Origin of the sequence: Alteromonas sp. CH_MED4-4, assembly GCF_037029575.1 — a bacterium.
GTDB classification, from domain to species: domain Bacteria; phylum Pseudomonadota; class Gammaproteobacteria; order Enterobacterales; family Alteromonadaceae; genus Alteromonas; species Alteromonas macleodii.
Genome location: NZ_JAYMEU010000013.1, coordinates 100,624 through 124,290, shown reverse-complemented (window position 1 = coordinate 124,290; position 23,667 = coordinate 100,624). Strand labels below are relative to the sequence as shown.

Genomic DNA, 23,667 nt, shown 5'->3' with positions numbered 1-23,667 from the left:
GTTACAAAACCTGTATTATCCTTTGAGATAGCGTTTGCGCAGGCGCGCTCTAAGTACAACTGCCAGAATATTTAATACAAACACCACCACAAGTAAAAGCAAGCAAGCGGCAAACATCATGCTTGCGCTCTTTCCATCAGTTTGGCTGTGAAACGCTCCGTCATAAATAAGTACGCCCAAATGCATAAACTGCCTATCAAGGTGGAGATAAGGAAACTCTCCATCTATGGGCAAGGTTGGCGCAAACTTGACCGCACCCACTAACATAAGTGGCGCTACTTCACCTGCCGCCCTCGCAATCGCCAGAATTACGCCAGTCATAATACCCGGAGACGCAATAGGCAATACGGTACGCACTATAGTCTCAATTTTGGTAGCCCCTAATGCGTAACTGCCCGCTTTCAATCCTTCCGGCACCCTGCGCAAACCTTCTTCAGTCGCCACAATCACTACAGGTAAGGTCAAAATTGCCATGGTTAAGGCAGCCCAGAAAACGCCAGGGCTTCCCATTGTGGGTGCTGGCAGTGTGTCACTAAACAATAGCTCATCAATACTGCCGCCCAAGGTATAAACAAAGAAACCAAGGCCGAATACGCCGTAAACAATAGAAGGTACACCTGCCATGTTGCTTACACTGACACGAATAATGGTGGTAAGCGCCGTGTTAGGTGCATATTCGCTCAAGTAAATAGCGGCTAATACACCAAAGGGCGTTACGATGATGGTCATTAAGAATACCATGAGTACAGTGCCAAACAACGCAGGGAAGACGCCACCTGAGGTATTCGCTTGTTTAGGGGAATCGGTAAGAAAAACACCGATTTCCGAAAACGCCACCTGCCACTTTTCCCATGTACTTAGACGACTGACAAAATCTACATCTTGAATACTAGATATGGGAATAACAAACGGCGTTTCGTCAGCAAAACTTACCAATAAGGTATATTCGGCTCGTGTTGCTTCTAACGCTTCCACACGCTTTTGGTATTCGTCAAACGATGCCACTAAACGCTCTCTTGCTGGCGCGTCGGCAACAACATTACGTTTATCAAATTGAGATAGCGCTTCGTGAATAGGTGCAAGGTGTTGCGTATTTAAATCTTCAATTTGAGCGCTTATTTGAGCCACTTCCTCTAGCACAATATCAATGTTACCAAGAGGTTGAGGCGGTTTAGATGGCACGACGATGTATTCAGGAATTGCCAACACACGCCTGCCGTCTAACAGTTTTATTTCTGCGCTTTGGTTTGCAAGTAGAGAAGTCTCTATTTCCTCTCGAGATAACTGGATTTGAAAGCCATAAGGATGCTGAGCATCTGAGAATTTAAGTGTCACATCCTCATTTGTTGATTCATCAAATAGGTTCGCAAGCACCGAAAACCTTGTGCCGTCTTGATGCGTACCGGTAACCGTATAGATGGGTTCTGGCCAAAAATATGCCGTACCTCGAAAACTAATAAGTATAAGAACGCTAACTAGCGCAATAAGCAGCAGGCTGGTGAAAAAAGCCGTTAAGCTAATGACTAACGATTGACGCTGTACCGCACTTAACCCAAACGTTGTTCGATTAACCATAGTACGCCCTACTTCTTATACGCTGTCGCAATAGCTCTGCCATGGTGTTTACCAAGAAGGTAAACAGGAACAAAATACACGCGGTGAAAAATAGAATTTGATAGTGCGCCGATGATACATCTGCTTCTGGAAGTTCAATTGCCAAGTTAGCAGTAAGTGCTCGCAAACCTTCTATCAAGCCCCAGCTGGAGATTGGCGTATTCCCCGTCACCATAAGGACTATCATAGTTTCACCAAACGCGCGGCCGAAACCTAGCATAATCGCGGCAACAATACCCGGTAGTGCAACGTGAAGAACAACATGAAGTAAGGTCTGTAGTCGTGTGGCGCCTAAAGCAAAAGAGGCGTGTTTTAAATCATTTGGAACGCCGTTTATGGCATCTTCAGCAAGGGAATAGATACTAGGTGATATGGCCACACCTAACGCTAACGCTACCACTATAGTCGTTTTCCCGATGGGACTATCGGACTCGGCCGCAAGCATTGTAGACCCGTCTACCCCCATTATCGAGAAAATAAGCGAAGGCGCATACTCCACGCTAATAAAACCCAAAAGGAACACTCCGCTTATAGCAAATAGTAGCTCTGCTCCGTGTCTTAGCTTCTTTGGTAAGTATTCCGCAACAGGGCGCTGTACCAGGGCAACGACAATAAGTACAAAAGGGATAACGATTAGGAAAAAGGCAAAGGAAAATAAAAACTGCTCAGCTTTTGGCGATAACCAAATGGCTGCGATGAAGCCAATAAGTACACTGGGAATCGCTTCGAGCAATTCGATAGCCGGCTTAATAACGTTGCGAAGGCGGCTTTTAGCAAAAAACGCGGTGTAAATTGCGGCACCGATAGCAACCGGAATAGCAATAAGCAGTGCTAAAAGAGAGGCTTTAATACTGCCTATTAATAGCGGCGTTAAGCTAAATTTTGCCTCTTGGAAATCAGAGGCACTGGTGGTTTGCCATACGGTTTCTTCCGTTTCATACCCTTCGTAGTGCTGCGGTTCAAACAGAGAGGCCCATGTAGTAACGCCGCTTAAGTGCCTGCCTTCCCATACTGATAAGGTGCTATCTGAATAGCCATAAAGCTTATTGCCGTACCAAATGATATTCTCAGCAGAACGCTCTATCTGTTGTGATGCCACTACATCGCCTGATACACGGTTTACCAACAACACTCTTGCTTTATCGGTCAGCACAGCCACTAAGTTCATACTGGCATGTTCTGCCACATCCTTAACGTTCTCTCCTGGTAACGCTACTTGGTAGGTTTGTTCAAAGGTAAGGCCTTTATCGCTTTTGCTCAGCACCCAGCGAGTAAGTGTCTGTGTATTGCTGTTCATTAGGAAAAAGGTGCGGTCTTTAGCAAGCGGAAATACAATCTTCTCATCTAATGACGCTGTGATGTTTCCTGCTATTGGCAGTAGTGACGCACCTTCATCCGTGAGCCTATTTAGGAAAAGGGCATCATCCACTTGGAGTAACACGCTCTGACTGCCGGGTAACAATACGAGTCTGTCTATATTATGAAACCGTTTATCCACCACCTGTGTAGGGCGAAGCCGATTTACCCAACGGATAAACACTTTATTGTCTTGAACGATAGAAACCACTGCCCATTTTGAGGACAGTGCAATGCTCCAGTCACTGCGTCTCTCCCACTCATCTTTGGGAAGCGCGAACGTAATGCTGTTCGACAACGCTGCTTGCGGTGTACTTGTGGCAATATCCTCTGCGCTACCGTCGGTCATGTTGAACGATCTAACCGGTAAAACTCTCACTTGGGCGTTGGGAGAAACGTCTACGATATAGTTCTCTCCCATCACACTGTGGGAAGACAGTCTATGCTCACAAGGGCGGATGTAATCGTGATTACTTACCAGAGCATCGCCTTTAAGCAACTTTAATCCCAATCGACAGTCAGACTTCCTAACCAGCATTGGCTGACTGTTAATGATGTCGCCTGCGCTGATAATTTTTTCATTATCTGACGTTTTCAAGCTCAACAGATGATTTAAGCTAGGGGTATATGCCAACGGCAGAGCTTGGCTGATTAGATGGGTAATAAGAATAACTAACGTCAACAAAACAAGGCCGCCGAAGCCGGTCACTACATAGCGTGACCACCTGTCGCTTCGCTGGCGTTTTTTGTTTGTGCTGTTGCTGTCGAAAGTCATGCGGCTGTTTAGTAATTCTTATTTTCGAAATTCTTCATTTTTAAGAAGAATAACCCTAAATTGCACTGGTGAGCAGTGTAAGTTTTGTTATGCTAATAGCAAGTGAAAGTTTAAAGCATTACCTTCGCGCAACCTACTCTGCGCCTATGGTATTACCCAACAGGAAGACGATCAAAGTTTTTCTCTACACGCCCAATAAGGAGCATCGTATGCAATCATTGGTTATAAGCATTATGGGTAAAGACAAGCCGGGTTTAGTAGACGCACTGGCTAAGTGTGTATACAAACATGAGGGCAACTGGCAAGGGTCGAGCTTTGCGCATATGGCGGGAATGTTCACCGGTTTTGTAGAAGTACATGTTGCCGATGAGAACAAACAGGGCTTAATCGATGCGCTAGACGCCATTAAAGATTTGTCGGTGCAATCTGTAGCGGTAGCTAGCAGTGAAAATAACAACACCACCAAATTGACGGTTGATGTAATGGGCAATGACAAAACCGGTATTGTCCAAGAGCTTACCTCTGTTTTAAACCAGTTCAATTTGAATATTCTCACCTTTGCTTCACACTGTGAAAGCGCGCCTAACTGGGGCAGCCTGATTTTCAAAGCAAAAGCAGAAATTGCGGTGCCAGAAGATTTTGACGACGGCGCATTGCAAGACTCACTGGAGTCGTTGGCTAACGATTTGGTGGTGGATATTACCGCGAAGCGATAAAAACAAGGGCGTATTTGTGGTGCCATACACTATCCGCGCATCACAATTACGAACTTATCATATTGAAAGTTAATGGAATAACCACAACGCAATGCGTGCGCACTTGCACCAGAATACGTGTTGTCACAGTAGTGTCACTGACTGATGGCAGTCTTTGACCATTTTTATGAACGTGAATTGAGACATTATGGATAACGACGTTTTATATTATCCCAAAGAATTAAGCTGGCTTGCGTTTAACGAACGCGTATTGCAAGAAGCCGCAGATAAAAACAATCCCGCCGTGGAGCGAATTCGTTTTCTTGGTATTTACTCAAATAACCTAGATGAGTTTTATCGCGTGCGCGCCGCTGACGTGAAACGACAAATTACCATTGCGCAAAATGACGGCAATGAAGAGGAAGCTGAACGCCAAACCGCTCTTATGGCGCTTATTCAGAAAAAGGTCGTCCAGCTTTCTGAAAAGTTCGACCAAATTCATAAGGATGTGGTTAAGTCCCTAGCTCGCTACAACATACATATTCTTCGAAAAGACGATTTAGACGATTATCAAAAGCAGTGGGTACGCAACTTCTTCGTTAACAAAGCACTGCGTCACATTGCACCTATTTTAATAGATAAGAAGACCGACCTACTTAGCCGTTTGAACGGTACGTCGGTGTATTTATATGTGGCGCTTAGAAGAAAGGACCGCAATCCTAAATTTGCGGTTATTCAGGTTCCTACCTCTGAAATGTCGCGCTTTATGCTGATCCCACCGCAAAAAAGCCGCAAGAAGAAGAGCATTATTATGCTCGATGACATGATTCAGCTGTGTATCGAAGACATTTTCCGCGGTTTCGTGAAGTTCGACGAAATTGAAGCATTCTCGTTTAAAATGACGCGTGATGCGGAATATTCTATCAACGAAGAAATTGACGAAAGCTTCGTTGAAAAGATGTCTGAAAGTATGAAGCAGCGCCTTATCGCTGAGCCTGTGCGTGTTATCTACGACACGAACATGCCAGAGGACATGAAATCTGACTTGCGCAAGCGACTTAAGATAACCAAGCTAGATACCATGCACGCTGCTGGGCACTATCGTAACTTTAAAGACTTTATTGGCTTCCCTAATGTGGGTCGAGAATATTTAGAGCATACGCCGCTGCCTGCTATCGACAGCAAGGCATTCTCTAAGTACAACACCGTTTTCGATGCCATTACTGCGCGAGACATACTACTGTACTACCCGTACCACCGCTTCCTACACTTCACCGAGTTTTTGCGTCAGGCGGCTTTCGACCCGAATGTTAAAACCATACGTATTAATATTTATCGTGTTGCCAGTAATTCACGCATTGTAAACTCGTTGATTGACGCAGTAGACAACGGCAAAAAAGTAACCGTTGTGGTAGAACTTCGCGCCCGTTTTGACGAAGAGGCAAATATCGAATGGTCTAAGCGCATGACTGATGCAGGTATACGCGTTGTACTTGGCGTGCCTACTCTTAAAATTCACTCTAAACTTTGTATTGTGACCCGTGAAGAACGGGGCAGTTTGGTGAACTATGCGCATTTCGGTACGGGTAACTTCAACGAGAAAACAGCAAAGATTTATACCGACTACAGCTTATTCACCCGTAATCAAGAACTCGCCGATGAAGGCGTGGCGGTATTCGATCTTATTCAATACCCTTACCGACGCTACAAGTTCCAGCATCTTCAAATATCGCCATTAAACGCCAGAACCAAAATTCAGTCGTTAATTCGTCAAGAAATTCAGCATTTGAACCAAGGCCAAAAGGCACAAATCACTTTCAAAATTAACAACCTTGTTGATAAAGAACTCATTGATGATTTGTACCGGGCTAGCCAGGCGGGGGTTAAGATCCGCGGTATAGTGCGCGGTATGTGCTCACTTAATCCGGGGATAAAAGGAATAAGCGAAAACATCGAAATTATCTCTATTGTTGATAGATTTCTCGAACACCCTCGCGTGATGATTTTTGAAGGTGGCGGCGATAGAAAAGTGTATATCTCTTCTGCCGACTGGATGACCCGTAACATGGACAACCGCATTGAAGTAGGTTGTCCAGTGTATGATAAAGGTCTTCAACAGCGCATTGTTGATATAATGGAGCTACAATTTAAAGATACCCTGAAGGCTCGAGTGATTGACAAGGATCAGAGCAACAAGTACGTTCGCAGGGGAAATCGTAAAAAACTTCGTTCTCAGATAGAAATTTATGACTATTTGAAGAAGCTAGAAGACACTTTGTAGGATAGAAAATTAGTACATGACCCAGCACGAATCAGTTTTTAATGACGTGGAAACCCGCGAAGTCAATAAAGTCGCAGCACTAGACATTGGCTCAAATAGTTTTCACTTAGTAGTAGCACGCATTGTTGCTGGGTCTGTGCAGATTCTGCATAGAGTTAAACAAAAAGTTCGCTTGGCCGAAGGACTTAGCGACGACGATATCTTGTCTGATGAAGCGATGGAGCGTGGGCTTGCTATGCTAAAAGTAGTAGCAGAGAGCCTGAAAGGTTTTGAGCCCGACTCCGTGAGAATTGTCGCCACCCATACGTTGCGCAGGGCGCGTAACGCCCGCGATTTTATCAGCGCAGCAAAAGATATCCTTCCCTACCCTATAGAAGTCATTTCTGGTGTAGAAGAAGCGCGACTTATTTATTCAGGCGTTGCACATACTAACCACTCCGACGGCCAACAGCTGGTTATTGATATAGGCGGTGGTTCTACTGAGTTCGTTATTGGCGAAGGTTTTACGCCTTTACTTTGCCGCAGCCTTCAAATGGGCTGCGTGAGCTATACCAAACGGTTTTTCCCTGACGGTGAGCTAAAGCCAAAAGCCTTTGATCGCGCTATCACGGCTGCACAGCAAGAGCTTGAGTTAATAGACAATAAATATCGCAGACTGGGCTGGGTCCAGTGTATCGGTACGTCGGGTACCATTCGTTCGCTGTTCACCCTTTGTCAGCAAGACAGACCTAATGGCCACGATATTCCGGTGACACTTAAAAGTTTGCGCAATTTAATGAAGCAATTCATAAGCGCAGGGCATATAGACAAATTAAGCTACCCAGATTTAAGTGAAGATCGTCGTGTGGTTATTGCTGGCGGCCTCGCTATTCTTATCGCCGTTTTCAAAGCCCTAGAGATTGAAGGCTTGGTGTACTCGCCTGCCGCCTTGCGCGAAGGCGTACTTTATCAGATGGAAGATGAGCTTCATCACGCTGATATTCGCGGCAGAACCGCGAGTAGTTTGGCAACCCGCTACGATGTAGATACGTCCCAAGCCACTATGGTGCTCAATACAACCCTTTCACTTTTCAACGATGTTGAAAAAGCGTGGAAACTTAAAGGGCGTGACTTTAAAAGCATGCTCGGCTGGGCAGCTTTACTTCACGAAGTCGGCATGCAAATTAACTCTCGAGGCATACAAAAACACAGCGCCTATATTCTTGGTAATGTGGACATGCCTGGGTTTACGCAGGAACAACAATTACTGCTAGCTACGCTCGTGCGATTCCATAGAAAGAAAATTCGAACCAATGAATTGCCCGCATTTAATCTTTTCGATGAGCAGTCGGTTAAGCATTTAATCGCGTTACTGCGTTTGGGTGTACTGCTTAATATTAAACGCCAAGAGGGTTTTGTACCTGACCTCGTTGTTAATGTAGAAAAGAACGAACTGACCATTACCTTCCCCGATGGCTGGTTAGATGAAAAACCTATTATCTCAGCTGACCTGCTACGAGAAAGCCACTACTGGAAAGCGCTTGATTTAAAACTCACAGTTGTTCCTGATATCGAGCAATTACATCCCGCGGTGGAATAGACAAACAGCGCCACTCACAATCGCGCTTTCGATTTTAAAAGCGAATGGCGAATATACTCGAATACTAAAAAAATGGGGCCTTGAACCGATTGAGTCGGCGCATTAGCCCCACTTAGTCTCAGCACACTAATTATTGAGCTTCAACTTGCGTACTTTGTGACTGCACGCTGTCGTATTTTTTAAACCACGCCAAGATATTTTCAACTTTACCAATCATTCTAGATGGCTTAGAAGCAATCCCGTGGGGCGATCCAGGTACTTTTACCAGCACGCTATCAACCTTTTGAATCTTTAACGCTTGATAGAACTGCTCGGTCTCAGACATTGGCGTGCGCTTGTCCTCCACTCCCGTGATCAGCATGGTGGGGGTCGTTACATTGCCTACTAGCGATAGCGGTGAGCGCTTCCAGTAGTGCTCTACATTATCCCAAGGCATACCCGGAAATTGGAAAGGGATTTGATATAGACCTGAATCGGCAGTCAGCACTTTCGATAACCAGTTGATAACGGGTTTAGCGACTACGGCTGCTTTAAATCGGTTAGTAAGGCCAATAGCATAGGCTGATGCAATGCCGCCTGCTGAACCACCAGTAATAAACAGTCGCTCTGGATCAGCGATGCCTTTTTCAATAAGTGCATCTACGCCCGACATATGGTCTGAGAAGTCATATTCCGAACTGTATTTCCCTTGAAGTAGCAATGCAAAGCGTTCTCCATAACCTGTACTACCTCTGTGATTATCATAAAACACCACGTAGCCCTCTGCAGCCATGCGCTGCAGCTCAGCCGTGAAGACAGGGCCATAAGCGAGATTAGGTCCGCCGTGAATTTCCAAGATAAGCGGATACGTTTTCGAGCTGTCATAGTTTGGCGGCAGAATGTACCACCCCTGGATTTCTTCGCCATCAATAGAAGACGGATAGACAATTTCTTTTACTTCGCCAAGTTGCTTATGACCTAGAACGTCTTCGTTTAGTGCAGTAAGCTGTCGCTCGTTTCGCGTAGTGACATATAAATCAGCGGGGCGATCGGTACGTCCTTTGGTATACGCCACTACATCATCAACAGCGTGATAGGTGCCAAACACATAAGGCCGTCCTAACGTAGTACCGCCCAGCCCATTAGCTACGGCTTTAACTCTGCCCGATAGCGATACCACATCTACCTGCGCTAAACCGCGAACCGACTGCTGAAAATAAACGTGCTTATTATCTTTCCAGTGAAAGTTAGACACTGAATTATCAATGTCTTTTGTTAAATTTTGAGCATCTGTACCATCGCTCTTCATCACATACAAATAGCTATTTTTGTACATCACTTTTTCGTCATCGCGGCGTGCGTAAGCAATGTGCTTTCCGTCAGGCGATACGACAGGCGATGATTCAAGGCCTTTGTCGTTGGTAAGCTGTGCGATATTACCCATCATATCCACAGAAAAGATGTCCCCCTCAACAGGCTCATACTCCCAATTGTCACTGCGGTTGGCAGAGAAATAGATTTTGTCGCTATCAGGAGAGAAACTTAAGCGCCCATTGTGGTGATAGTTCCCTGAAGTAAGCTGTCGTGCTGTGCCTCCGTCAGCAGGAACAATAAAAATATGGGTGTAAGCAGGTTCAAGAATGCCTCGGCCATCGGCTTGATAGCGCGCTTTGGTAATATATTGAAAGCTAGGAGACCACTTTGCACCGTCAGGCTTTTTAGGCATTTTAATGTCTAGCGGCTTTTCCTTGGCATCAACGCTCATAGTGAAAGCAATATGCTTACCATCTGGCGACCAAGTGATGTTACTTGGGTTTGAGGTGACATTTGTTACGAGTGCCGTTTGCCCTGTATCCATCCAACGCACATACAATTGCGGTTTACCTTCTTCATTAGAAAGGTAAGCCAATCGGCTACCGTCAGGTGACCAGCGAATAGAATAGTAACTCTTTTTCGACGACAGTAAGGGGCGGTGTGACTTTCCATCAACCGACGCTAGCCATACGTTCGCTCGACTGCTATCCGACATAATGTCGTTTGAACGGCGCACATACGCAACATATTTACCGTTTGGCGACACCTGAACTTCGCTCACGTATTCCAAATTAAAAATATCTTCCGATTTAAAATAGCGTTCAGAGTCGGTAGTAAGAGATTCTCTCTCATTGCTTGCAAGCGCTGTGGATGGCATAGCTAGCGTGCCTACGCTAAATAGTGCAGCCCATATAGCAAACCGTTTTTTGACTGACGGGTACCTGTGATTTCTCGTAAAAGACATATCTCACCTTAATCTATTTGTTCTTATCCGTTCTTTTTTATGGGGTGATCACGTTGTAGTGATGCAATTATCGTCTCCATATTACTGAATATATTCAGCCAATAAAGATTAAACGTTGAGCGACATCGCTAGGCGATTAAGCGCAGTACACAGGGGCGCTGGCTTTAGCCGAATGGTTAGTTGCGTGATAGCAGTAAAGTGCTAACTTCTATATAAGGCTTAAAGGTAATGCCCATGAATAATCCACACGGCGAGTTTGAATGTAGCGTAAGCGGTCAGTTGCTGCTCTTCTCAGCGCGCGGACCGTGGAATGACGAAACCATGAGAAATGGCGTAGTAAAGATGTCTTCTGACATTTCAAAATTCGAAAAGGGCACTAAATGGGCACAAGTAAGCTGTCTTTACGGTGAAAGCCTGATGCCCCCTTCCACCTTTGATATTTTTGTAAAACAAACTCGGGTAAGAAAAACCCGCGGCCTGTCGTTTCTTGCCGTGGTCATATTAGATACCGACATTATGCTGACAACTAAGCATCAGATTTCTCAGTGCTACGACGCTGCCGAGGTTCCTTATGGCTTTTACGAAACGGTAGAAGATGCTTTAGAAGCGATGACGAATAATGGCTATGATTTTGATAGTGACGAAGCTGAGCGCTTTTTTGCCCGCTTTAACTTTACGCGTTAACATTTAACACCGCATGCGTTCTGCTTTTGTCACACGTTGAGTCTGAAATTCACCGCCAGCTTTTGATAAAGGCGAAAAAAAGGAGAGCGAGCGCTCTCCTTTTGATTTTAAGATTGCCATCCGCCTCCGAGTGCCTGATACAAATCGACCAGTGCGGCCATTTGCTGCTGACGGGTTTCTATAAACTCGCTACGCGCTTCCAGTGCTTCTCGCTGTGCAAGCAGCACCTCTAAATATTCACCATGAGCTGACGAGAAAAGCCTATTGGCAATATCAATCGACTGTTCCAGTGAAGCAATTTGATGTCGCCTTGCTTCAGCACTTTTCTCCAAATTATCGAGCTTCGATAAACTGTTAGTTACTTCAGCTACCGCCGTTAAAACGGTCAGTTCATATTCGTAAGCCGCTTCAATTTGTTCGGCGCTGGCATTTTGGTAAACCGCTTCAATCGCCCTGCGGTTTATTAATGGCGCAAAAACATCACCAGATAATGAATATGCCAATGACTCAGGCACATTAAACAAGTAGCGACTATCAAACGCCGATAAACCTAACCCTGCTTTTAGCTCAAAAGAAGGGTAGAAGTTGGCTTTAGCCACATCGATATTTAACTCTGCTGCCTGGAGCGTGAGTGCAGCTTGTTTTATATCCGGGCGATTGTCTAATAGCGCAGAGGGTACACCCACCTGCGGGCTTATTATCTCGGCGCTGAGTAACACGTTACTGTCCCTTTGAATGGGCTGTGGAGTGCGTCCTAATAACAGATTGAGCGTGTTCTCTTTCTCTAGGATTTCCTGCTCAATCAAGTAACGCTCGCTCTCGTTTTTCTTCACTTCCGCGTTAAAGCGCGCAACGGGTAGCGATGACGCCCGCCCGTATTCTTTCAACGCATTAATAGTGTGAATAACATTACGCTGTAGCGAAATGGTTGAGTCAAGATTCTCTAGCTTGTTATCTAGCGCCAGCAGTTCATAGTAAGTACGCGCAACTTCAGATACTAACTGGGTAACGAAAAAGTTCTTACTTTCAACCGACGCCAAGTATTCAAGCGAGGCCACTTTAGACGCATCTCTCAGCTTATGCCAAACGTCAATTTCCCACGACGCATTAAGGCCTAGCTTTAAGTTTGCCAGCGGGTCGGGAAATTCTTTATCCTCCTTGATATTTAACTGTTCTTCTACTGCGCCTTCCCGGGTATATTCGCCTACCTTTTCGGTTTCAGCGGCTACCCCCGCAGAGAGTCGAGGCAAATATTCCCCTTCTCGTGCATACACTTCATTCGACGCCATATTAATGCGTTGAATTAATATAGACACCTCTTGGTTGTTCTTAACCGCCGTTTCCACCAGCGCAGAAAGCGTAGGGTCGTTAAACCACTCTCTCCATTGAATATTTGCTTGTGTACTCTGGTTAATCCCTTGACCAGCCTGAGTATCCACTTGCGAAACTTTCGCGTTAAACTGCTCTGGCAAATCTAGATTAGGGTTTCGCGTTTCAATGGTAGGGATGGCACATGCCTCTACTAACAACGCACTACTAAGCGCTAACCACAGCGGCTTATAAGTAAATCGCTTTTTATTTATCATCGCTTAGCACCTCATCGTTATAGTGGTAAGTTTCAGTAAGAGGGACATGATCTTCGTTTTTGATTAATGACTTACCTTCTTCAAGTTTGGCGAACAAGTAGTAAAGCCCAGGAATAACCAGCACACCAAAAACAGTGCCGAACAAAGTACCGCCTAAGGCAGAAGCACCAATAGTTCTATTTCCCACTGCGCCTGCCCCCGTTGCAATAACAAGCGGAATTAGCCCTGCTACAAACGAGAACGATGTCATTAGGATTGGACGGAAGCGCTGTTTGGCCGCTTCAACAGCTGCGTCAGCAATCGATAAGCCCTGCTGATTTTTTTGCACTGCGTATTCCACAATAAGCACGGCATTTTTGCCGAGTAACCCAACCAGCATAACTAAGCCAAGCTGCGCATAAACGTCGTTGGCCAGCCCCATTCCTTTTAGAAACAGGAATGAGCCGAGAATACCGGTAGGTAGTGAAAGAATGACTGCAAAAGGTAGAAGCAGACTTTCGTATTGTGATGCCAGCACGATATATACAAACAACAATACTACGGCAAAGATAACGATGGCTTCATTGCCTCGTTTAGCCTCGTCAAATGACAAGCCTTCCCAACCTATGTCATATCCTTTTGGCAGGGTTGCAGCCGCTACTTCCTCAACTGCTTTTATCGCTTGCGCCGAGGTATACCCTGCTGCAGGCTCTGCACGAATTGCTGCCGAGGTATAAAGGTTGTAGCGTGTAATTTCATTGGGGCCTTGGGTTTTAATCAGCTTCATAAAGGCCGAGTAAGGCACCATTTCACCCTCTTCGTTTTTCACGTAGTAACCCAATAAGTCACTGGGATAACGACGATATTCCGGTGCACTTTGTGTGTACACTTTGAAGAAGTTATTAAAGCGCGTGAAGCCTTGCTCATAAGTACTACCAATAAGAATATTCAAATTCTCCATGGCCGCGCCAATAGATACCCCTTTCTGCATTGCAGCTTGGTTATCTATCTCAATTTTGTATTGAGGATAATCGGCCGCGTAAAACGTGAATAAACCTTTTAGCTCATCACGTTTACCGAGTTCTTCCATGAAGGCTTTGTTGATTTGGTCGAACTCTTGATAGTCGGTCGTGTTGGTTTTATCGAGTAAACGAAATGATAACCCCGACGACGCGCCATAACCCGGCACAACAGGCGGTTCGAAATACTCAATCACTGCACCTAAGTGGTGTGTTTTGGCTTCTAGTTCTTCAATAATGTCACGTACCGACTGTTCGCGATTAGCCCAATCTTCAAGGTTAATCAAGCAGGTACCAGCATTTGAACCTCGTCCTTCCGTGAGAATTTCATAGCCAGCAAGAGAGGACACCGAGGAGACGCCTTCAACGTCCAGCGCCAAGCTTTGCAGCTCTCGCGCTACTGTATTCGTCGCTTCAAGGGTACTGCCTGGCGGTGTTTGAATAATGGCATAGATTTGCCCTTGGTCTTCACCGGGAATAAAGCCTGTAGGTAATGCCTGATTAACGCCAAAGGTACTTACCACAAAGCCCGCAAGCAGCACTACAGTAACACTCCGGCGTGTAACGATAGCTTTAATAATGCCTGTATAACGACCGGTTAACTTATTGAAATAATAGTTAAATCCATCAATAAACTTGCTTAATGGCGTTGCCTTTCTTGTGTGTGAATGTGGGTTTTTAAGCAACATCGCACACAGCACTGGCGTTAATGAAAGCGCAACAATACACGAGATGATAATTGACGATGACATGGTAATAGAGAACTGGCGATAGAAGACACCTACCGGGCCCGTCATAAAAATAAGGGGCACAAAAACCGCCGTCATCACAAGTGTAATTGCGATAATAGCTCCCCCCATTTCACCCAGTACTTGTTGGGTCGCCATATAAGGGGTTAGGCTGCTGCTCTCTTCCATTTTCGCGTGAACGGCCTCCACGATAACAATAGCGTTATCCACCACAATCCCTATAGCTAGTACCAATGCGAACAGAGTAATAAGATTTATGTTCACCCCTGTGGCCTGCATGCAGAAAAACGTCCCTACCAGTGAAACCGGCACAGCAAGAAGCGGGATCAATGTGGAGCGCCAGTCACCCAGAAAGATGAACACCACCAAGGAAACCAAAATAAAGGCTTCAAACAAGGTATGCAGCACTTGTTCAATAGAGGCATCTAGAAACTTGGAAACATCGTAGTTGATTTCGTACTTCATGCCTTCTGGAAACGTTTTTTCTAGTTCAGCCATAGTGGCTTTCACCTGAGAAATAACCTCGTTGGCACTGCTTCCGTAGTTCTGCTTAAGTACTATGGCAGCGGAAGGATATCCGTCTTTGTTCGAATAAATATCGAAAAATTCACTACTTAACTCAACATCGGCAATATCACCTAATTTGAGCAAGCGACCGTCGGAATCGGCGCGAATAATGATATTTTTATATTCTTCAGGCTCGTCGTAACGTCCTTCGTAAATAAGCACGTATTCTTTGGACTGAGCAGTAATGCCTGAGCTTCTGCCAAGTCGCCCAGGGCGCCCAATCAAGCTTTGCTCGTCTATCGATTCCATGATCTCATCTACAGAAACATTGTAAGCACGCATGCGATCAGGCTTTAACCAAATTCGCATGGCGTACTGGCGACTTCCCAATATTTTTGCACTGGCAATACCGTTTACCCGCTGTATCTCTGGGATAAGGTTGATATTGGAATAGTTGTACAGAAACTTTTCATCAGCCGTTTTGTCCGTGCTATAAACGTTTATGTACATCAACATGCTAGGCTGAACCCGCTCTAGTACCACCCCTTCTAACTGCACGAGCTGGGGCAGCCGGTTCATGATCTGGTCAAGCCGCGTTTTCACATTAATTAGAGCCTGATTCGGATCTACATCTAAATCGAAGATAACTTGAATGGTGGCTTCACCCGCGCTGGTCGCATCAGACACGATGTACTTCATGCCCGGCACACCGTTGATTGAACGCTCGATGGTAACCAGCGATGACTTCACCAATACATCAGCGCTCGAACCGGGATATGCCAGAGAAATAAGCACTCGCGGCGGAGCAATATCTGGAAACTGTGACGTGGGCAGGCTAAACACCGACAACACGCCCAAAAATATAATCATCAGCGATAGCATGATGGCCATCACTGGACGTTTAATAAAAACTCCAAACATAGCGCCCCCTTATTCTGCGTGCAGTGACAGTTCAGCTAATGTGTCGCTGGCTGAAATAAGTTCAGGCTCTATCTCATCGCCGTTCGAAACTCTTCGCAGTCCTTCAATCAAAATAGTGTCGTCCGGCGCTAGTCCGTCTGAAACCAGATAGATGTTAGGGAGTTCTGCAGCGATGTTAATGTGGCGGGTTGCTAACTTGTTCTCGCTATCCAGCACATACACAAAGCTTTGATCGAGAATTTCGAATGTGGCTTTCTGAGGAATAACTAAAGCATCCGGATAGGCAATATCCACCATGACATTACCGGTCTGCCCATGTCTTAGCAGTTGGTCTGGGTTAGGGAAAGACGCACGCATTTCAATGGTACCGGTATGATTATCAAAATCAGCTTCAATGGCATCTATCACGCCTTGATGCGCGTAAATACTGCCATCGGCAAGCTTTAATCGCACTGACGTTTGATCATTTGATGCGCTGTTCTGCGCGTACTTTAAATACTCTGATTCAGGCACATTGAAATACACCCACATTGTGCTGATATCAGACAATGTGGTGAGCAGTTCACCCTCATCAAGCAAACTTCCCGTTCGAGCTTCCAGTCGGTCCATTTTGCCTGTGAACGGCGCTTTGATATCTGTGAATGCTAAGTGAGTCTTTGCCAGTTCAACTTCAGCCTGAGCTTTTTGAAGCTGTGCTTCTATGACGGCAAGTTCGTTAGGAGAAACAATGTTTTGTTCAACAAGCGACTTTGTATTTTTGTACTCCATCTCGACTGCTTTAGCCTCAGCTTCAGCGCGGTGTAGTTCAGCTTCATACACGTTAGGCATTATTTTAAACATGGGCTGACTACGTTCTACCGTTTGTCCCTCATCAACAAAGGTCGATTGAAGATAGCCTTTTTCCATAGCTCTAACTTCAATATGTTGAATGGCACGTATCTGACTGACGTACTCTTTTACCAGCGTTGTGTCTTGTACGATGGGATGAGTAACGTTGAATTGAAGTTTTTCGTGATGCGCAGCATGTTCCTCATGGCCACACCCACCTAATAGTGCGGTAACAATGCTTACTGCAAGAAGTGCTTTTTTGCTCATAATGTAAATTCGTAATAAAAAGGCTAATCGTGACATGCCTTATAAAAAGACAGCATGCCACTAGCGCGCTTTCAGCAAATAGGTTCACCGCTGATAATTAAGCACGCAAAAACATCCAGCAAAGCGCTGGCGCGTTGTTAGGAATATCGAATTAACGAGTTTTTTAGGTAGCCAATAACCGCTAAACCTAAAAAACTAAGCAATAGGCGGCGCTCGGGTTAACGGCGTTGCGTAGTTAAGGAATGTTTTGAAAAGCCCACGCGGACGTGGTTTTGCGGTATCCGTGAAGGAGTCCGTAAGATAATCCAGCACAACATTTTGTGGCGGGACGGGCTCTTCCGGTGCACTTTCCTCAGTATCAAATTCAAAGGAATATTCTGAGATAGAAGCATCAAAATGATGCTTGAACGTGATCGGCTTGTAATCCTGTTTAAGTCCAGATAAGCAAGTAAACAACAACGCAATTAATGCGTATATGGTGTACTGCTTCATGTACTGATGATTATTCACCGATGATTATTCCAGAAATTCAATTATATAAGGAAAATTGCGGCGTTATGCTACACAGGCAATTACGCTTTTACAAGAAACATTCTTGCTAGTAAACGCGGGCAATAAGCGATTGCACGTTTTCAGAATCGACAAAAGCGAAATGGAATAGGAAGTGACAAAACCGCACAACGAAAAAGAGCGCCATTAGGCGCTCTTTACAATCAATTTAAAAGGAGAGGATCAAGCTTTAGACGCTTGGTAGATACCTTCAATTGCAGTATCAAGCGTTGCTTCAAACTCTTCTTGAGTTTGCTGTGCAGATACGCCTTCTGTCAGTGCGCGAGAGAAACTCGCGATCATACCTTGGTTTTCTGCCAGCTTCGCGTTTGCTTCCTCGCGGCTATAGCCACCAGATAGCGCCACTACTTTAAGTACACGAGGGTGATCAACAAGCTCTTTATAAAAGTTTGCCTCTGTCGGAAGCGTAAGCTTAAGCATGACTTCCTGACCTTCGTTTAGCAGATTAAGCTGCGTCAAAATCTCTAGCTTAAGTAATGCTTCTGCTTCCGCTTTTTGTGGACTGTGAATATCCACTTCTGGCTCAATGATTGGAACAAGGCCCGCGGCTAAAATTTGCTTACCCACTTCAAATTGCTGAGCAACAACGTCTTTAATACCTTGGTGATTCGCAAGCTTAACAACACTTCGCATTTTAGTGCCAAATACATCTTGCGCCACCGCTTTAGCTAGCAGTGCATCAAGACCTGGCATTGGCTTCATTACCTGCACGCCGTTGCTTTCTTCAGCTAATCCTTTATCTACCTTTAGGAACGGAATTACGCGCTTCTTCTGCCATAAGAAATGTGCAGAAGACATGCCTTCAATTTCTCTATCAAGGGTGTTTTCAAACAAGATTGCGCCAAGAACGCGCTCGCCGCTAAAAGGGGTGCTGGTGATAATGCGTGTACGCATTTCGTGAACAAGATTAAACATCTCTTCGTCTGAGCTATACTCTGACTCTTCGATGCCGTATAAGCGCAACGCTTTAGGGGTACTACCGCCGCTTTGATCTAACGCTGCAATAAAACCGGTTTGCGTCTTCAGTTTATCCAGCATTGCCTGCTGAGCTTGTGATGCCATTGCAACACTCCTTTTGTATATTACTGCCTTAATAGACAGGTGTAGGGTTTATTGTTATACCAATTCTATTAAAGATCTGTTTGTCTCAGACGCAGCATGCCAGCACCTTAAGTAAACACATCTGTAATAAAGTTGGTATTTATGCCTGCGTACTTCACTGTTTCGCAGGTGTAATCGTTTCCGATTAAAAGGTCACGCTCAACAATGCTGTTACTGAGCGTGACACTTATGGGGTAACGTTTGTACTAGGCCTTAGCTATCTAGAGCTTTAAAACGCTGCGTTTACATGCAGCGCCCAGGCTTATTTATTTTTTTCTTCTAGTACTGCTACCGCTGGTAGTGTTTTGCCTTCCAAGAATTCTAGGAACGCGCCACCACCTGTTGAAATATAAGAGACCTTATCGGCAATCCCGTATTTATCAACTGCTGCTAGTGTATCACCACCACCTGCGATTGAGAATGCGTCGCTTGCCGCAATCGCTTCAGACAGCGCTTTTGTTCCAGCACTGAACTGTTCAAATTCAAATACGCCTACAGGGCCATTCCATACAATGGTTCCCGCGTTCTTGATAATGTCCTCTAACGCCTTTGAAGAGTCTGGACCAATATCAAAAATCATATCGTCGTCGGCAACGTCACTGACTACTTTTAGCGTCGCTTCGGTATTCTCATCAAACGCTTTGCCCACGACAACATCTGTAGGTACTGGAATATTACCGCCATTCGCCTGCGCTTCATTCATAAGCTGCGTGGCTTGCTCGGTAAGGTCCATCTCTACTAGTGACTTACCTACATTATGGCCTTGAGCAGCAATGAAAGTGTTGGCAATACCGCCACCAACAATCAGCTGGTCAACTTTTTCAGCCAATGTTTTTAACACGGTCAACTTGGTAGACACTTTAGAGCCACCCACAATAGCAACCATTGGACGCTTAGGGTTGTCTAGCGCTTTGCCAAGTGCGTCTAATTCTGCAGCAAGTAATGGGCCAGCACAGGCTTTTGGTGCAAATTTAGCAACGCCATGAGTAGACGCTTGTGCGCGGTGAGCAGTACCGAACGCATCCATAACAAAGATGTCGCAAAGTGCTGCGTACTGTTTTGCTAACGTTTCGTCGTCCTTCTTTTCGCCGTTATTAAAACGTACGTTTTCAAGGATAACTAATTCGCCGTCTGCAAGCTCCACGCCATCTAGGTAATCTTTTACAAGCTTAACCGGTACGTCTAGGGCGTCATTAAGATAATCAACAACAGGTTGAAGAGAGAATTCGTCTGCAGGCTCGCCTTCAGTAGGACGACCAAGGTGAGACATCACCATAACTGCCGCACCTGCGTCTAGGGCTGCTTTAATCGTAGGGATTGATGCTTTGATACGCGCATCAGAAGTTACTTTGCCGTCTTTTACCGGCACGTTTAAATCTTGTCTAATTAATACGCGCTGACCTTTTAGGGCCATATCGCTCATGCTTGGAATTGCCATCGTCTTTCCTATGTTAATTTAAATTCAGTAGAGCGTGTTTTGAAGGTAAGACACGCTCAAATTAACTGTGAAAGCTGCGCGGGCTGGTGCTACCAACCCTTGGCAGCATCAATGCTTTATTTTGCGTCGAACATCACTTTTGCGGTATCGAGCATACGGTTTGCAAAACCCCATTCGTTGTCACACCATACTAGTGTTTTAACCAGTTGTTTGTGACTGACTCTTGTTTGTGTGCCATCTACAATACACGAGTGAGGGTCGTGATTGAAATCTACCGACACCAAAGGCTCTTCGGTGTAGTCCAAAATACCCTGTAAACGCCCCGCTTTTGCATTGCGAAGGGCTTGGTTCACTTGCTCAATCGTTACCTTAGATTGAAGCGTTACACTTAAATCCATGGCAGTAACATTGATAGTTGGCACTCGAACCGCAATGGCTTCGAATTTTCCCGCAAACTTAGGCAGAATGCGCTCTATACCGGCAGCAAGTCGGGTATCAACGGGAATAATCGACTGACTTGCAGCACGGGTTCTGCGCAAATCTTCGTGATAGGCGTCGATAACTTGCTGGTCGTGCATAGACGCGTGAATGGTTGTGATCGTACCACTTTCAACACCGAACGCAGCGTCTAGCGCTTGGATAACAGGAACAATGCAGTTTGTGGTGCAAGAGCCGTTGGAGACTAATTTTTGTTCACTGGTCAACGTGTCTTCATTGGTTCCGAAAATGACCGTATTGTCTAAATCTGGTGACCCGGGTGACGAGAAAAGCACTTTGCCAGCGCCGGCATCTAAATGTGCTTGCCCCGATGCTCTGTCATCAAACTTGCCCGTACACTCAAGCACAATATCAACGCCCAAGTCTTTCCAGGGTAGGTCTTTAATATCGCTTATCGCGAGCAGTGTAATATCGTCGCCTGCGACATTTAGCGTGTTATTTTCTAAGGCCACATCAAAACGGAACCGCCCGTGGGCGGTATCGTATTTAAGTAAATGTGCTATGCCTTCGGGTTTAGCAATGTCGTTAATGGCCACCACGTTAAATTCGTTGTTGCGCCCGCTTTCATACAGCGCGCGCAACACGTTACGACCAATACGACCAAACCCATTTATGGCAATATTTACCATAGGCTTATCTATTACCTCTTACAGAGACAGTGCTGCCTCTACTACAGCGTCAGTGGTAATGTTGAAGTGCTTAAACAGGTCGCCAGCAGGTGCAGATTCACCAAAGGTGTCCATGCCCACGATAGCGCCATTAAAGCCAACGTACTTGTACCAGCTATCTTTAGACAGCGCTTCAACCGCTACGCGTTTAACAACGCTAGAAGGTAGTACACTTTCACGGTAATCAGCAGACTGACGGTCGAATACGTCAGTTGATGGCATAGACACTACGCGAACGGCCTTACCTTGCTCGGTTAGTTTCGCTGCGGCTTCAACGGCTAGCTGAACCTCAGAACCGGTAGCAATAAGAATAAGCTCTGGCGTACCTTCGCAGTCTTTAAGTACGTAACCACCTTTCGCGATATCAGCAACTTGTTGAGCCGTTCTTTCTTGCTGCGCTAAGCCTTGACGCGTGAAGATCAGCGTTGTTGGGCCGTCAGTGCGCTCAATAGCAGACTTCCACGACACAGCAGACTCAACCTGATCACAAGGGCGCCAGTTATCAAGGTTAGGCGTTGCTCGTAGCGCAACCACCTGCTCCACCGGCTGGTGAGTTGGGCCGTCTTCACCTAGACCAATTGAATCGTGGGTGTAAACGAAAATTGCAGGCTGCTTCATTAGCGCTGCCATACGTACCGCGTTGCGTGCATATTCCATAAACATTAGGAAGGTTGCACCGTATGCCTTAAAGCCACCGTGAAGGGCAATACCATTCATCATGGCCGACATACCAAACTCACGTACACCGTAATAAATGTAGTTACCTGAGGCATCGTTCGCTTCAACACCTTTGCTGCCTTCCCAAATAGTAAGGTTAGAACCTGCAAGGTCAGCAGAGCCGCCTAATAGTTCAGGAAGTAGCGGACCAAACGCATTCAGTGCATTTTGTGACGCTTTACGTGACGCGATATTTTGTGGGTTAGCTTGAAGTTCAGCGATGATAGCGTCTGCTTTGTCGCTGAAATCTGCTGGCAACTCGCCATTTACACGGCGTTTGAATTCTGCTGCAAGCTCTGGGTAGGCGGCTTCGTATGCTGCGAAAGCGTCATTCCACGCGCTTTCCGCGTTTGAACCTTTCTCTTTAGCATCCCAACCAGCGTAAATATCGTCTGGAATTTCGAACGCGCCATGGCTCCAGCCAAGCTTCTCGCGAGTAGCGACAATTTCGTCCTCACCTAGTGGTGCACCGTGACAAGACTCGGTACCTTCTTTATTAGGCGAGCCGAAACCAATGGTGGTTTTACAACAAATAAGCGTAGGTTGCGCAGTATTCGCCTGTGCCTTTTCAATAGCGGCTTTTACTTGCTCTGCATCGTGACCGTCAACTCCATCGATCACTTCCCAACCATAGCTCTTGAAGCGTGCTGGTGTATCGTCGGTGAACCAACCTTCCACTTCGCCATCAATTGAAATGCCGTTGTCATCCCAAAACGCGATAAGCTTACCAAGGCCTAGTGTACCGGCTAGTGAACAGGTCTCGTGTGAGATACCTTCCATCAAGCAGCCGTCACCTAGGAATGCGTAGGTGTGGTGGTCAACAATAGTGTGACCATCTTTGTTAAATTGTGCCGCTAGTACTTTTTCGGCAAGCGCCATGCCCACAGCATTACTGATACCCTGGCCTAGTGGGCCAGTGGTCGTTTCAACACCTGGCGCATAACCGTACTCTGGGTGACCTGGCGTTTTTGAATGCAATTGGCGGAAGTTCTTTAACTCTTCAATTGGCAGTTCGTAGCCTGAAAGGTGAAGAAGAGAGTACAACAGCATCGAGCCGTGACCATTTGAAAGCACAAAGCGATCGCGGTTAGCCCAAGATGGGTTTGCAGGGTTGTGTGATAAGAAATCACCCCATAGTACCTGTGCGATATCAGCCATCCCCATTGGGGCACCTGGGTGACCAGATTTAGCTTGTTGAACGGCATCCATGCTTAATGCACGGATTGCATTGGCGAGTTCACGACGAGAGGGCATGTTGTCTCCTGATTTATTTTGTATCTTTTGTTTCGTATCTTAGCGGGCTAGGCAAGCTAGACGAGCGTAGAGGTAAGGCGTTCGCTCTACTTCTTTATACGAATGAATGTGGCGTTATTCTTACCTATGCCACCTTACAGTTCAATGGGTTTTGATTGCCAATAGTGAAAGTCATAGTAAAAAATGGTCTATACCCTGACCATCACGTATTCCCATTACAGCAAAAACAGTTATATCTGACGCCTAGTTTTACAAATACATCATTAACTTCGACAATTACGACCTGAATAACCCTATAAGTGATCGGGTTGTGTCAACTATTCG

15 protein-coding genes are annotated in these 23,667 nt (G+C 45.7%); 4 read left to right on the top strand and 11 right to left on the bottom strand.

All coding sequences use genetic code 11. The annotated features are described in order from the left end of the window. Positions 1-15: 15 nt before the first annotated feature. Both pstA and WA381_RS11110 read right to left on the bottom strand, forming a co-directional pair. On the bottom strand, positions 16-1,575 hold the full coding sequence (gene pstA, locus WA381_RS11115) for a phosphate ABC transporter permease PstA (RefSeq protein ID WP_075176031.1): 1,560 nt from the start codon (positions 1,573-1,575) through the stop codon (positions 16-18). Beyond that, positions 1,568-3,745, bottom strand: coding sequence for an ABC transporter permease subunit (locus WA381_RS11110; protein ID WP_156085980.1), 2,178 nt, complete (start codon positions 3,743-3,745; stop codon positions 1,568-1,570). The genes pstA and WA381_RS11110 overlap by 8 nt, the downstream gene beginning before the upstream one ends. A 209-nt stretch (positions 3,746-3,954) precedes the next feature. On the opposite strand from WA381_RS11110, the gene WA381_RS11105 reads away from it, so the two are divergent. The 3 genes from WA381_RS11105 to ppx all read left to right on the top strand — a co-directional run bounded on the left by WA381_RS11105 (position 3,955) and on the right by ppx (position 8,300). Further along, positions 3,955-4,461: a glycine cleavage system protein R gene (locus WA381_RS11105; RefSeq protein ID WP_014975755.1), complete on the top strand. Its 507-nt coding sequence runs from the start codon at positions 3,955-3,957 to the stop codon at positions 4,459-4,461. Between the two features lie 187 nt (positions 4,462-4,648). Continuing rightward, positions 4,649-6,721, top strand: coding sequence for a polyphosphate kinase 1 (gene ppk1 / locus WA381_RS11100; RefSeq protein ID WP_014948398.1), 2,073 nt, complete (start codon positions 4,649-4,651; stop codon positions 6,719-6,721). Positions 6,722-6,737: 16 nt separating this feature from the next. Next, the gene (gene ppx / locus WA381_RS11095; RefSeq protein WP_156085979.1) at positions 6,738-8,300 is read left to right on the top strand and encodes an exopolyphosphatase; all 1,563 of its coding nucleotides are present in this window, start codon (positions 6,738-6,740) and stop codon (positions 8,298-8,300) included. Positions 8,301-8,430: 130 nt separating this feature from the next. Here the strand turns inward: ppx and WA381_RS11090 are convergent, their stop codons facing one another. Next, a complete protein-coding gene (locus WA381_RS11090) occupies positions 8,431-10,557 on the bottom strand; it encodes a S9 family peptidase (RefSeq protein WP_156085978.1) in 2,127 nt (708 codons plus the stop codon). Between the two features lie 234 nt (positions 10,558-10,791). Between WA381_RS11090 and WA381_RS11085 the strand changes: the two genes are divergently transcribed. Continuing rightward, the gene (locus WA381_RS11085; protein ID WP_039230797.1) at positions 10,792-11,241 is read left to right on the top strand and encodes a hypothetical protein; all 450 of its coding nucleotides are present in this window, start codon (positions 10,792-10,794) and stop codon (positions 11,239-11,241) included. A 107-nt stretch (positions 11,242-11,348) separates the two neighbouring features. Here WA381_RS11085 and WA381_RS11080 read toward each other — a convergent pair whose 3' ends face one another. The 8 genes from WA381_RS11080 to tkt all read right to left on the bottom strand — a co-directional run bounded on the left by WA381_RS11080 (position 11,349) and on the right by tkt (position 23,343). Beyond that, a complete protein-coding gene (locus WA381_RS11080; RefSeq protein ID WP_156085977.1) occupies positions 11,349-12,827 on the bottom strand; it encodes a TolC family protein in 1,479 nt (492 codons plus the stop codon). Beyond that, the gene (locus WA381_RS11075; protein WP_156085976.1) at positions 12,817-16,002 is read right to left on the bottom strand and encodes an efflux RND transporter permease subunit; all 3,186 of its coding nucleotides are present in this window, start codon (positions 16,000-16,002) and stop codon (positions 12,817-12,819) included. The genes WA381_RS11080 and WA381_RS11075 overlap by 11 nt, the downstream gene beginning before the upstream one ends. A 9-nt stretch (positions 16,003-16,011) precedes the next feature. Next, positions 16,012-17,097: an efflux RND transporter periplasmic adaptor subunit gene (locus WA381_RS11070; protein WP_156085975.1), complete on the bottom strand. Its 1,086-nt coding sequence runs from the start codon at positions 17,095-17,097 to the stop codon at positions 16,012-16,014. 195 nt (positions 17,098-17,292) lie between these two features. Continuing rightward, on the bottom strand, positions 17,293-17,607 hold the full coding sequence (locus WA381_RS11065; RefSeq protein ID WP_231506410.1) for a hypothetical protein: 315 nt from the start codon (positions 17,605-17,607) through the stop codon (positions 17,293-17,295). A gap of 222 nt (positions 17,608-17,829) precedes the next feature. Beyond that, the gene (locus WA381_RS11060; RefSeq protein WP_014978432.1) at positions 17,830-18,729 is read right to left on the bottom strand and encodes a fructose bisphosphate aldolase; all 900 of its coding nucleotides are present in this window, start codon (positions 18,727-18,729) and stop codon (positions 17,830-17,832) included. 301 nt (positions 18,730-19,030) lie between these two features. Continuing rightward, positions 19,031-20,206 carry a phosphoglycerate kinase gene (locus WA381_RS11055; RefSeq protein ID WP_014975742.1) on the bottom strand — a complete coding sequence of 392 codons (1,176 nt, stop codon included), beginning with the start codon at positions 20,204-20,206 and terminating at the stop codon, positions 19,031-19,033. Positions 20,207-20,322: 116 nt separating this feature from the next. After that, on the bottom strand, positions 20,323-21,333 hold the full coding sequence (gene epd, locus WA381_RS11050; RefSeq protein WP_014948384.1) for an erythrose-4-phosphate dehydrogenase: 1,011 nt from the start codon (positions 21,331-21,333) through the stop codon (positions 20,323-20,325). Between the two features lie 18 nt (positions 21,334-21,351). Further along, a complete protein-coding gene (tkt, locus tag WA381_RS11045; protein WP_049586189.1) occupies positions 21,352-23,343 on the bottom strand; it encodes a transketolase in 1,992 nt (663 codons plus the stop codon). Between the last annotated feature and the right edge of the window lie 324 nt (positions 23,344-23,667).

Bases quoted from the DNA above. Each gene is read 5' to 3' on its own strand.
- pstA (WP_075176031.1), bottom strand. From the start codon at position 1,575: ATGGTTAATCGAACAACGTTTGGGTTAAGTGCGGTACAGCGTCAATCG.
- WA381_RS11110 (WP_156085980.1), bottom strand. From the start codon at position 3,745: ATGACTTTCGACAGCAACAGCACAAACAAAAAACGCCAGCGAAGCGAC.
- WA381_RS11105 (WP_014975755.1), top strand. From the start codon at position 3,955: ATGCAATCATTGGTTATAAGCATTATGGGTAAAGACAAGCCGGGTTTA.
- ppk1 (WP_014948398.1), top strand. From the start codon at position 4,649: ATGGATAACGACGTTTTATATTATCCCAAAGAATTAAGCTGGCTTGCG.
- ppx (WP_156085979.1), top strand. From the start codon at position 6,738: ATGACCCAGCACGAATCAGTTTTTAATGACGTGGAAACCCGCGAAGTC.
- WA381_RS11090 (WP_156085978.1), bottom strand. From the start codon at position 10,557: ATGTCTTTTACGAGAAATCACAGGTACCCGTCAGTCAAAAAACGGTTT.
- WA381_RS11085 (WP_039230797.1), top strand. From the start codon at position 10,792: ATGAATAATCCACACGGCGAGTTTGAATGTAGCGTAAGCGGTCAGTTG.
- WA381_RS11080 (WP_156085977.1), bottom strand. From the start codon at position 12,827: ATGATAAATAAAAAGCGATTTACTTATAAGCCGCTGTGGTTAGCGCTT.
- WA381_RS11075 (WP_156085976.1), bottom strand. From the start codon at position 16,002: ATGTTTGGAGTTTTTATTAAACGTCCAGTGATGGCCATCATGCTATCG.
- WA381_RS11070 (WP_156085975.1), bottom strand. From the start codon at position 17,097: ATGAGCAAAAAAGCACTTCTTGCAGTAAGCATTGTTACCGCACTATTA.
- WA381_RS11060 (WP_014978432.1), bottom strand. From the start codon at position 18,729: ATGGCATCACAAGCTCAGCAGGCAATGCTGGATAAACTGAAGACGCAA.
- WA381_RS11055 (WP_014975742.1), bottom strand. From the start codon at position 20,206: ATGGCAATTCCAAGCATGAGCGATATGGCCCTAAAAGGTCAGCGCGTA.
- epd (WP_014948384.1), bottom strand. From the start codon at position 21,333: ATGGTAAATATTGCCATAAATGGGTTTGGTCGTATTGGTCGTAACGTG.
- tkt (WP_049586189.1), bottom strand. From the start codon at position 23,343: ATGCCCTCTCGTCGTGAACTCGCCAATGCAATCCGTGCATTAAGCATG.